Origin of the sequence: Nocardiopsis sp. MG754419, from assembly GCF_018207095.1 — a bacterium.
Lineage (GTDB): Bacteria > Actinomycetota > Actinomycetes > Streptosporangiales > Streptosporangiaceae > Nocardiopsis.
Map to the genome: position 1 here is coordinate 48,868 of NZ_QOCZ01000012.1, position 10,543 is coordinate 59,410.

Annotated in this window: 9 protein-coding genes; 6 read left to right on the forward strand and 3 right to left on the reverse strand. The window is 70.2% G+C overall.

Translation table 11 applies throughout. From position 1 onward, the window contains the following. Window positions 1-55 precede the first annotated feature (55 nt). Window positions 56-1,648: an OmpA family protein gene (locus tag DSY14_RS04110; RefSeq protein ID WP_211715085.1), complete on the reverse strand. Its 1,593-nt coding sequence runs from the start codon at window positions 1,646-1,648 to the stop codon at window positions 56-58. Window positions 1,649-1,915: 267 nt separating this feature from the next. On the opposite strand from DSY14_RS04110, the gene DSY14_RS04115 reads away from it, so the two are divergent. The 5 genes from DSY14_RS04115 to DSY14_RS04135 all read left to right on the forward strand — a co-directional run bounded on the left by DSY14_RS04115 (window position 1,916) and on the right by DSY14_RS04135 (window position 6,551). After that, window positions 1,916-2,533, forward strand: a complete 618-nt coding sequence (locus DSY14_RS04115; protein ID WP_211715086.1) for a fasciclin domain-containing protein — start codon at window positions 1,916-1,918, stop codon at window positions 2,531-2,533. A 107-nt stretch (window positions 2,534-2,640) separates the two neighbouring features. Further along, window positions 2,641-4,260 (forward strand): molybdopterin-dependent oxidoreductase, encoded by a 1,620-nt coding sequence (locus DSY14_RS04120; RefSeq protein ID WP_374223978.1) that lies wholly within the window; start codon window positions 2,641-2,643, stop codon window positions 4,258-4,260. A 136-nt stretch (window positions 4,261-4,396) separates the two neighbouring features. Further along, the gene (locus DSY14_RS04125) at window positions 4,397-5,059 is read left to right on the forward strand and encodes a fasciclin domain-containing protein (protein ID WP_211715087.1); all 663 of its coding nucleotides are present in this window, start codon (window positions 4,397-4,399) and stop codon (window positions 5,057-5,059) included. Between the two features lie 164 nt (window positions 5,060-5,223). Beyond that, on the forward strand, window positions 5,224-5,814 hold the full coding sequence (gene sigK, locus DSY14_RS04130; protein ID WP_211715088.1) for an ECF RNA polymerase sigma factor SigK: 591 nt from the start codon (window positions 5,224-5,226) through the stop codon (window positions 5,812-5,814). After that, window positions 5,811-6,551: an anti-sigma factor gene (locus DSY14_RS04135; protein ID WP_307851124.1), complete on the forward strand. Its 741-nt coding sequence runs from the start codon at window positions 5,811-5,813 to the stop codon at window positions 6,549-6,551. Before sigK ends, DSY14_RS04135 begins: the two co-directional genes overlap by 4 nt. Before the next feature lie 69 nt (window positions 6,552-6,620). On the opposite strand, the gene DSY14_RS04140 is transcribed toward DSY14_RS04135, so the two are convergent. Together DSY14_RS04140 and DSY14_RS04145 are read right to left on the reverse strand one after the other, a co-directional pair. Beyond that, window positions 6,621-7,907 carry an MFS transporter gene (locus DSY14_RS04140; RefSeq protein ID WP_211715089.1) on the reverse strand — a complete coding sequence of 429 codons (1,287 nt, stop codon included), beginning with the start codon at window positions 7,905-7,907 and terminating at the stop codon, window positions 6,621-6,623. 462 nt (window positions 7,908-8,369) lie between these two features. After that, window positions 8,370-9,647 (reverse strand): CynX/NimT family MFS transporter, encoded by a 1,278-nt coding sequence (locus DSY14_RS04145; RefSeq protein ID WP_211715090.1) that lies wholly within the window; start codon window positions 9,645-9,647, stop codon window positions 8,370-8,372. Between the two features lie 188 nt (window positions 9,648-9,835). Here DSY14_RS04145 and DSY14_RS04150 point away from each other — a divergent pair, with 188 nt between their 5' ends. Next, window positions 9,836-10,315, forward strand: coding sequence for an Lrp/AsnC family transcriptional regulator (locus tag DSY14_RS04150; protein WP_211715091.1), 480 nt, complete (start codon window positions 9,836-9,838; stop codon window positions 10,313-10,315). The last annotated feature ends 228 nt before the right edge of the window (window positions 10,316-10,543 follow it).

Below are 10,543 nucleotides of genomic sequence, written 5' to 3' on the forward strand. Positions count from 1 at the left end.
TCACGGCCCGACGGCGCCCGCACCGGGGAACACCCCCGCGGTCCGTCGAACGGTCCTAGTACTCGACGGGGATCTCCTCGAACTCACCGAACGGGCCGGCGCGCAGCGTCAGTTCCTCGACGTCCACCGGCGGCGCCGGGAACACCGCCACCAGCTCGTGGGTGTTACCGGGCTGGATCGTGTGCACCTCCTCGGCGAAGCTGCTGTAGCGGTTGTCGCCGAAGTCCATCTGCGCCACGTACCGGACCAGACCGCTGTCCGGCTCGAACAGCTGGAACCCGCCGAGGGTGCCCTTGTTGAACTGCTCGGGTCCACCGGCCACGGTCTCGCTGCCGCCCAGCTCGGGGGCGAGCGGGCCGTCGGTGGTGTTGGTCATCGACACGGCGCCGATGACGTAGGCACCATCGCGGCGGAGCGGGTAGATCTCCAGCCGGATCCCGTTCTCCTCGCCCTCGGCGACCACGGAGCCCGGGTCGTCGCTGAAGGGGGCGGGCCAGGTGACGTTGCGCTGGGCCACGCCCAGGCCGTCGTCGTCGTACTCCTCGTCCTCGGTGGCCTCGACCGTGGGGTCGAAGACGTACGAGAACTCGACGCGCCGGTTGCGGGCGCGCGCCTCCTCGTCGTCGGAGCCGCCCTCACGGGCGATGGGCTCGCGCTTGCCCCGACCCTCGACCTCCAACCGGTAGTCGGTACCGAGCTCCTCGGCGAGCAGGTCGCGCACGCTCTCGGCGCGCTCCACCGACAGGTTGTCGTTGTAGGCGTCGTCGCCGATGCCGTCGGTGTGGCCGACCACGGTGATGGTGGGCTCGTCGGGGTCGACGTTGCGCGCCAGGGTCGTGGCGGCGCGACGGACCACGTCCTCGGCGTCGTCGGTGAGGTCGGACCGGTCGAACTCGAACATCACGTCCGAGTGCAGCGAGATGATCTCGCGGTCACCGTCGCGGGTGGTCGAGGCGATCTCCGAGTCCACGAAGCTCTGCACCCACCCCTCGTCCGCGAGGGCGTCCTCGTCGGGACGACGGTTGGCGAAGGTGAGGTTGTCCCCGCGCGCGGGCGGGTCGTCCAGGCTCAGGTGGTCGGGGCCGTTCGGGTTCTCGGGGTCCTCGCGCTCGGTCTCCACGTCCTGGACGGGCAGGCCGGTCATGGCGCCCAGGCCGCTGCCGACGAAGGTCACCTGGGACACCTCGTCGGGGATGCGGGGGAAGTAACGCGTGTACTCGTTGGTGACCCCGTCGTGCACGGGGTAGAGGCCGTCCTCGTTGGGGCTCTCCGAGCCGTACTTGAGCCCCTCCTCGTCGAGGAACTGGCGGTAGACCCGTCCCGTGAGGGGGTCGACCAGGGTGTGCGCCATGCTCAGGTTGCGGTTGGGACCGGCGAAGTCGTCCAGGTAGGTGACCTCGTAGTGCATGACCGTGTAGTCGTCGGTGCGCTCCAGCCCGGTGACGGCGAAACGCATCTCGGTGTCCTGGCCGGTGTCCTGGAAGATGCGTCCCTCACGAACGTAGGGGAACTCCTCTCTGACCTCGGGCGGTCCGGACGCGTCGCCGAAGGTCTCGGACCACCAGTCGGACACGGGGGCGCAGCCACCGAGGAGGAGGCTGCCCGAGACCATGAGCGCGACCACGGTGAGGGGCTTCTTCCGCGCCATGTGGGGGAACTCCGATCGTTGAGAGGACGTACCGGCAACATCCTCCTGCACTCGCGGGGTCGAACCGACCACAGTGCCCCGTGAACGACTCCCGCACCCGCCCTGGCCAGCGATGACCCGTATGGGGGATTCTTCACCGTGGCGTCGCGGAAACCCTGGGGACGGACCGATCCGACGCCGCGCTCTGCGCGTCGTGACACGCTGCGCAAGCGGTTCCCACGTAGCGTGATGTATTCGTGATGTGACGTCGTGTCCTGGGGACGGAAGATGCGCCGAACCACCCTCGCGGCCGGCTGTGCCGTGCTCGTGTTCACCCTGACCTCCTGTACGGGCGGGGGCGATCGGGACGGCGCGGAGGCCGACCCGGGCGACACGAGCGCCGAACAGGCCACCGTGGTCGAACCGGACCCGGTCACCGCGTTCGGCCCCGACTGCGCGGACTTTCCCCGGGAGGGCCCGGGCAGCCTCGCCGCGATGGCCGAACAGTCCCTGACCGACGCCGTCGCCGCCACTCCACTGCTGGAACGCCTGTCGTTCGCGCTGGATCGGTCGGGCCTGGCACCGGGGTTGGACGCCGCCGAGGACCTCACTCTGTTCGCGCCCATCAACGACGCCTTCGACATGTATCCCGATCCGGAGATCCACGACCTGTTCTCCGACCCCGCCGCCCTGGCGCGGCTCCTCGGGCGCCATGTGGTCCTCGACGAGGTCGCCGGCGCGGACCTGAGCGGCGCGACCTTCGAGACCCTCGGCGGCGCGCGGATCCGCACCGACGAGAGCGAGGGCGAGTACACGGTCGACGGCTACGCGCCGGTGGTGTGCGCCGACGTGCGCACCGCCGACGCCACCGTGCACGTCGCGAGCATGCTTCTCATCCCCTCCTGACACTTCGATAGGCCGCCGTGACCAGCGGCTTCGCAGAGGACGAAGAAAATCTCGGAAAAAAGCGCCCGTCCACCCATCCGCCCCCGCGTCGGCCCCGAATACCCCACGTGACCATCAAGACACGCGGGACACAGCGTCCGCCACGCGACAGCCGACGGTACGCCGTCGGTGCGGCCCTCGGGCTGCTCGTCGTCGGGGCCGCGCTCGGATTCGGCGAACTCACCGCAGGCCTGGCGCGTGCGACCTCTCCGGTGGTCACGGTCGGCGACGCGCTCGTCGACAACAGCCCCCCGTTCCTCATGGAGTGGGCGATCTCCCTCTTCGGTACGGCCGACAAGGCCGTTCTGATCACCGGAGTCGTGGTCGTCCTCGTCCTCGCCGGCGCGGTCCTCGGTGTCGTGGCACTGAGCCGCCCCGTCGTCGGATACGTGGGGCTGACGCTGTTCACGGCGGTGGGGCTCGCCGCCGTGATCCTCCGTCGAGCCGACGACATGGGGGCGGCCTCGGCCGTCGTCGTCGGCGGGGTGGCGGGTGCCGTGACGCTGTGGCTCCTCCTCAGGACCGCACGCCCGGCTCTCGCGACGGAGGAACGGCACGGAACGCCCCAGGCACCGGCGGACACGGAGGGTGCGACGTCCTCCGAACCGGGGCCGGACCGAGGACCGGGGAGACGCGGGTTCGTGCTCACCGCGACCGGGGTCCTCGCCGCCACCGGCGCCGCCGGTGCCCTGGGGCGCTTCCTTCCCTCCGTCACCGGAGGCGCCGGAGCGCAGGGCGCGCTGACCCTGCCGGCCCCGGCCTCACCGCTCCCGGCTCTTCCGTCCGGTGTCGACCTCGGCGTTCCGGGGATGGTGCCCTTCTCCACCCCGAACAAGGACTTCTACCGGATCGACACCGCCCTCACCATCCCGCGGCTGGATTCCACGCGGTGGACGCTGCGGGTCCACGGTCTGGTCGATCGGCCCTTCGAGATCGACATGGACGAGCTGCTGTCCCGGGAGCTCGTCGAGGCGGACATCACCCTGGCCTGCGTGTCCAACCAGGTCGGTGGTGACCTCATCAGCAACACCCGCTGGTTGGGGTTCCCTCTGGCCGACCTGCTGCGCGAGGCCGGGGTGCAGTCCGGTGCGGACCAGATCCTCAGCACCTCCGACGACGGCTGGACCTGCGGTACCCCCACCGAGGTCGTCATGGACGGACGGGACGCCCTCCTCGCCGTGGGAATGGGCGGCGAGCCGCTCCCCCACGTCAACGGCTACCCCGCCCGCATGGTGGTGCCCGGCCTGTACGGGTTCGTCAGCGCCACCAAGTGGGTCACCGACATCAAGCTCACCCGGTTCGCCGACGAGGAGGCCTACTGGGCCCAGCGCGGATGGGGGGTGCGCGCGCCGATCAAGACGATGTCCCGGATCGACGTGCCCGCGCCCCTGGGACGTGTGGAGGCCGGCGAGACCGTCCTGGCCGGGGTCGCCTGGGCCCAACACCGCGGCATCGACGCCGTGGAGGTCCGCGTCGACGACGGCGACTGGTGGGAGGCCGAACTGGCCGAGGTCCCCGGTATCGACACCTGGGTGCAGTGGGTGGCCGAGACCTCCGTCGAACCCGGTGCGCACTCGGTGGAGGTTCGTGCCACCGATTCCACCGGCTTCACCCAGCCCTCAGAGCGGGTGGACCCCATTCCGGACGGTGCCACGGGGTGGCACCGGATCCGCTTCACCGCCGACTGATCCGCACCGATCCGAGCCGCTCGCTCAGATCACACAGACCAGATGAGTCACATGAGTCACATGAGTCTCATCAGCCACACCAGCAACAGTCACAGACCTCAACAGCGTCATCACTGAAAGTAATCAAGGAGAGAAGATGAACACCGTCATCCGCAAGAACGCGCTCACCGTCACCGCTGCCGCCGCCGCGCTGGCCTTCGGCCTCACCGCCTGCGGCGGCGACATGGACAACGGTGCCGACGAGAACACGGAGATGGGGGACACCGAGGAGACCACCGGTACCGACGAGGGCATGGACGAGAACACCGACGAGGGCATGGCCGCGGGCGAGAACTTCGGCCCGGGCTGCGCCGAGGTGCCCGAGGACGGTGACGGCAGCTTCGAGGGCATGGCCCAGGACCCGGTCGCCACCGCCGCCTCGAACAACCCGCTGCTGTCCACCCTGGTGACCGCCGTGGGTGAGGCCGACCTCGTCGACACCCTCAACTCGGCCGAGGACATCACCGTCTTCGCGCCCACGAACGACGCCTTCGACAAGATCCCGGAGGAGGACCTGGAGGCGCTGCTGGCCGACCAGGAGCAGCTCACCGAGGTCCTGACCTACCACGTCGTCGAGGGCGAGCAGGCCCCCGAGGCCCTGGAGGACGGCACGTTCACCTCGCTCCAGGGCGAGGACGTGACCACCACCGGCTCCGGTGAGGAGTTCACGGTCAACGACGACTCGCAGGTGGTCTGCGGCAACGTGCAGACCTCCAACGCGACCGTCTACATCGTCGACACGGTTCTGATGCCTTCCTAACAGTGTCGATGCCTTCCTGGCGGGGAGGCTGTCCGAGGACACCCGGGCGGTCCGCGCGTTGACGCCGGATCGTCCGGGCCCCTCGGACGACAGGGCCCCTGCCCTCGCGTCCGAACCCCATCACAGAGAACCGCAACGATCATGACCCCAGCGGAAGGGCGTACATGGACAGGGCAGCGGCGATGCCGCAGGAGGCCTCGCAGGAGGGCCCCCCGGGTCTGGAGGAACTGCTACGCCGGGTGGCGCGCGGTGACGAAGAGGCCTTCAATCGGGTGTACGACCTCATCAGTCCGACCGTGTACGGATTGGTACGGCGCATTCTGCGGGACCCGGCCCAGTCCGAGGAGGTCGCCCAGGAGGTGCTGGTCGAGGTGTGGCGTAGCGCCTGTCGCTATGATCCCCGCCGAGGCAGCCCGCAGGCGTGGGTGATGACGATGGCCCACCGCAGAGCGGTGGACCGGGTGCGCTCGGAACAGGCCGCCAGCGACCGGGACGCCCGGGCCGCCGCGGCCGGCACGGAACGCCCCTACGACGAAGTGGCCGAAGAGGCCACGAACACGCTCGAACGCGAGCGCGTCCGACGATGTCTGGACAATCTGACCGAGATCCAGGAACAGTCGGTACGTCTCGCCTTCTACGGCGGCTACTCCTACCGTGAAGTGGCTCGCCTGCTGTCCACTCCCCTGGGAACCGTCAAGACCAGGATGCGCGATGGACTCATACGACTCAGGGATTGTTTGGGGGTGGAGTGGTGAGAAATTCACTGGGTCCGGATCTGCACACGCTGACCGGCGCCTACGCGCTGCACGCCCTCACTCCGAGTGAGAGCGTCCGCTTCGAGGACCACCTGGCCGACTGTGACTCCTGTGTCCAGGACGTGCGGGGCTTCAACGAGACCTCCGCTCGTTTGGCGGCCGCGACCGCCGAGACACCACCCGCGAGCCTGCGGGCGAAGGTGGTCGAGGAGGTGTCCCGAACCCGCCAGCTCGCCCCGGCACCGCAACGGCTGCCCGAACCCCGCCGCCGCGCCCTGCCCTGGACCTTCGGACTCGTCCTGGCCGCCTGCCTGGCCGTGATCATCGCCTTGGGCGCCGTCGTACTGGACCAGCGTGACCAGGTCGACGAGCTGCGCTCCAACGAACAGCAGATCGCCGCCGTGCTGGCCGCCCCGGACGCCGTCACCACCAGCGCCGAACCCATGGAGGGTGTGAGCGTGACGGTGGTGCACTCCGAGTCCCTGGGCGACCTGGTCTTCAGCGCCCACGGACTGGAGGACCTGCACGACGAGGACTACCAGCTGTGGCTGACCCGCCCGGACGGCTCGGTCTACTCGGCCGGCGTGCTGGCCGTGGACGAGGGTGGTCTGGTCCTGCCGGTCCTGGCCACCCCGAAGGACGAGGAGACCGACGGCGTCGCCGTCACCATCGAACCCGAGGGCGGCTCCGAACGGCCGACCTCCGACCCGGTGATGGCGATGCCCGTCACCGGCTGATCACCATCGACGATCCCCATCGACGCCGCGGCCCCCGTCCTTCGACGGGGGCCGCGACGTGTCCGCCCCTCACAGGACGGCGACCTCCTCGGGGCGCGGCAGCGCACGCATCGTCGGGCCCAGAGTGAACAGGGCGGCCAACGCGGACACCACGGCCATCATCAGGAACACCAGAGTGGGGCCGGCCAGGTCGAAGACCACCCCGATGCCGACGATGCCGACCGGCTGGGACAACAGCGCCATGAACGTCACCGCCCCCAGCGCCCTCCCCTGGAAGCGGTCCGGGACCGCGGAGGCCACGTAGGCGAAGAACACGGCGTTGACGCAGGGGACCGCCGCGAACACGACCGCCACGATCAACCCGAGCGCGAGCACACCGGGAGCGGCGACCAGGGCGAGCGCGCACACCGGTGCCGCCCAGGCCGTGAACAGGAAGATCCGGGAGGGGCTCACGGTGCGCACCACGGGCCCCGCGGCCAGCGCGCCGAGCAGCCCGCCGGTGCCGGCCAGCGACACGGTCACCCCGACCACGAGGTTGGAGGCGCCGCGTTCGTCCGCCGTGGCGATGAGCGCGAGGAACACACCCGTCTGGGTGAAGGCGATGTTGAACCCGACGATCCAGCACATCATCGGACGCAGGATCGGGTGCCCCGCCAACAGCGCGAACCCGGTCATGGACGCACGCAGGGTCCAGGGTTCACCACTCTCGCATCGCGGGGCCTGCATGGGTCGGCGGATGCGCAGGATCAACACCGTGGACAGCAGGTAGCACACGGCCTCCGCCAGGAAGGGGAAGGCGCGTCCCAGCCCGAAGAGCGCCCCGGCGACGGGGGCGCCGAGCGCGGTGGTGCTGAAGAAGCGGATCTGGTTCTGCGCCGAGGCCACGGCGATCTGTGAGGCCGGCACGAGCTGTTTGATCGCGGCCATGGCCACCGGGTTGGAGATGCCCATCAGGGCCGAGGAGGTGACCGCCACCCCGATGATGAGCGACACGTCGGCCTCGCCCCGCAACAGGATCGTGGCGAAGGTGACGAGCAGGAGGAGCCGGCCGAGGTCGCAGACGAGCAGGATGGCCCGGCGGTCGGCGCGGTCGGCGAGGGCTCCCCCGATCACGGCCGTGATCATGGTGGTGGCGACCTGCGCGGCCCCGATGATCCCCGCCTGGGAGGCCGATCCGACCAGGAGAAGGATGAGGAGGGGGTAGGCGACCTCGCCGCTCTCCTTGCCCAGCCCCGCGAAGAAGCGGCTGGTCCACAGGGCCTGGAAGTCCTGGTTGCGGATGAGCGGAGCGGGCTCCGTCTCCCCCCGCCCCGGCGATCGCGGGTGTGGGTACGGCTGTGGCCGTTCCGAGGTCATGGTGTGCGACTTCCCGTGCTGATCCCGTCGGGCGCCGGAGTGCCCCGCTGCCACCGACGGCGTCGAGCGCCCGAGATGCGCGGCCGGTTCGGGGCGGTCAGTGGTGGAGTTCGGGGTACACGAGAGAAGGTCGTGCGAGGGGTGGGATGTTCATGTCGCCATTATGCGCGTGTTGTGGGCATTGGCGAGTTTCTGAGACTGAATGTGACGCTTGTTGAAGGAAGTGGCCACAAGTGGACCTTTGTGCACGTGCAGGCGTCGGTGCGCCGTGCGTCCTTCGCCTCTGGCGGTGGTGACTCGGCGGGCGCCGAGCAGGACCCGAGCACACGGTCACGTCCACCGTCGAGGGTGCCGGCCGCCCGCCGGCCGGGAGCGCCGCGCGGACGGCGCCGTTTCGGGGGACCCGTGGTCGCCGGGACCGGCGCGTCCACGGCCTGGTGTCGGGCCGGCCCCGGCGATCGTTCAGTCGTGGAGCAGCTCGGACCTGCGTCGCCGCGGGTGCCTGCCCTGCGCCGCGGCCTCGATGGTCCACGGGGTGCGTTCGACGTAGGCGACGACGACCGCCACCACGAGCGAGCCCCCGGCGATGACGACGTAGGACGCGGTCCACCCACCCGTGAGCTCGCCCAGCAGCCCGAACAACAGCGGGCCGCCCAGGGCGATGCCGCTGCCGGCGCCCTGCACGAAACCGGACAGGGCCGCGGCGCCCTGCGGGGTGGCGCTGCGGGCGTTGATCATGGTCATGGTGACCACGAACAGGCTGGTGCCCAGCCCGAGGAAGAGCACCCACACGACGGCGAGTTGCGGTGCCAGTGCCACGCCCAGATAGCCGATCCCGTAGCCGGACAGCCCCAGGACGACGATCGGGAAGGTGTTGGCCGCCCGCAACGTGACCGCGGGCGCGACCAGACCGAACAGCAGGCTGGTGCCGACCATGAGGGAGACCATGCCGCCGGCCGCGGCGGGGCTGTGCCCGGCGTCGCTGAGGAGCGCGGGCAACCAGGTGAAGAGCGTGAAGACGTTCCAGGTGACCATGCCGAAGAGCAGCGCCATCCGCCAGGCCATGCCGACGGTGCGGATGGGGCGGGCCAGGGGGCGTTGGATCGCGGCGGCGCCGACCGGTGCGGCGACGGTGCCGCGGACCCGCCACTGCACGGTCCACAGGACCGCGGCGACCAGGGCGATGCCGGCCCAGGCGCCCAGTGCGACGCGCCATCCGGCGACCTCCGCGAGGGGGATCGCGACCAGCGGGGGGAAGAGCGCGCCGAGGTGGATCGCGACCATCTGGACGGTGCTCAACGCGGCGAGCCGATCGGGGAAGTACTGCTTGATCAGCGGCGGCAGCACGACGTTGCCGAGGGCGGCGCCGGTGAGGGCGACACCGGTGAGCGCCAGCAGGGTGCCCGTGTCCGGGGCGAAGGCCCGTAGGACCTGGCCCACGCCGGTGAGCAGCATGCTCAGGGCGGCCGTGGCCTCGGCGCCGAGGCGGCGCATGACGGCCGGGGTGATGAGCCCGAAGATCGCGAAGGCGACCAGAGGCAGGGTGCCGAAGACACCGACGACGGTGGCGGTGAATCCGAACGCGTCCCCCACGGTCGTGAGCAGTGGGGACAGCGAGGTGACGACGAGGCGTAGGTTGAGCGCCGCGCAGACGATGGCGACCAGGGCCAGGACACGGCCCCGGGTCGCGGGGCGTACCGACGGTCGGTCGGTGACGGCCGTGGGGGAGGAAGGTCTCATGGTGGCGGGACATCCCTTGGAGTGCGGTGGTGCGCCGTTGCACCGGAGCGGGGCCGAGCGGCGGGCGACGCTGCCTACCGGATGAGGGTCTCTCCCCGGCGAGCCAAATACGACCTTTTCGCTCAGATGTTACGCATATTCCGGAGTCGAACTCAACAACCCGTATTAAGTACGGGTAAACTCCGCTCATGGCTGATCTTGATGAACTAGATACGGCGATTCTGGCCGAACTCCAGTCGGACGCACGGAAAACCAACCGCGACGTGGCCGCAGCGGTGGGCGCATCGCCCACGACGACCCTGGATCGCACCCGATCGCTGCGAGAAAAGGGTGTGATTCGTGGCTCACTGCTGGACGTGGACCTGGAGGCGATCGGCCGCCCGGTGCAGGCGCTCATCACCGTGAGCGTCGTGAAACCCTCACGTCACAACATCGAGGCGTTCCGCGACTGGGTCCGCGCCCTGCCGGACACGTTGTCGGTGTTCGTGACCTCGGGCAACGAGGACTTCCTGGTACACGTGGCCCTGCCGGACAACAACAGCCTGTACGCCTTCGTGGTGGACAAGCTCACCGAACGCCCCGAGGTCGCCGACGTGCGCGCCTCGATCGTGTACGAACACCTGCACAACCACCACATCGCCCCCACGAACGCCCGCCACCGCCCCTGAACCGCGGCGACGGCCGACCCACCGGCGCCACGAGCGCCCGCACCGTCTCGCCCCACCACGAACCCCGGGCCAGACCCGAGCGCCCACCGGGGCACCACTCCCCCGGCACCCGGCGACGCGCCGACGAGTGACGGGTCGGCCCACCGCGCCGACCACGGCGCACCGGAGTCCGCCGCCGGCCCCGTGACCACGGGCCGGCCGGACCCGCGGCCCCGCGCCCCCGGGAGC

Excerpts from the sequence above, each read along its gene's own strand:
- DSY14_RS04110 (WP_211715085.1), bottom strand. The coding sequence starts at position 1,648 with ATGGCGCGGAAGAAGCCCCTCACCGTGGTCGCGCTCATGGTCTCGGGC.
- DSY14_RS04115 (WP_211715086.1), top strand. The coding sequence starts at position 1,916 with ATGCGCCGAACCACCCTCGCGGCCGGCTGTGCCGTGCTCGTGTTCACC.
- DSY14_RS04125 (WP_211715087.1), top strand. The coding sequence starts at position 4,397 with ATGAACACCGTCATCCGCAAGAACGCGCTCACCGTCACCGCTGCCGCC.
- sigK (WP_211715088.1), top strand. The coding sequence starts at position 5,224 with ATGGACAGGGCAGCGGCGATGCCGCAGGAGGCCTCGCAGGAGGGCCCC.
- DSY14_RS04140 (WP_211715089.1), bottom strand. The coding sequence starts at position 7,907 with ATGACCTCGGAACGGCCACAGCCGTACCCACACCCGCGATCGCCGGGG.
- DSY14_RS04145 (WP_211715090.1), bottom strand. The coding sequence starts at position 9,647 with ATGAGACCTTCCTCCCCCACGGCCGTCACCGACCGACCGTCGGTACGC.
- DSY14_RS04150 (WP_211715091.1), top strand. The coding sequence starts at position 9,836 with ATGGCTGATCTTGATGAACTAGATACGGCGATTCTGGCCGAACTCCAG.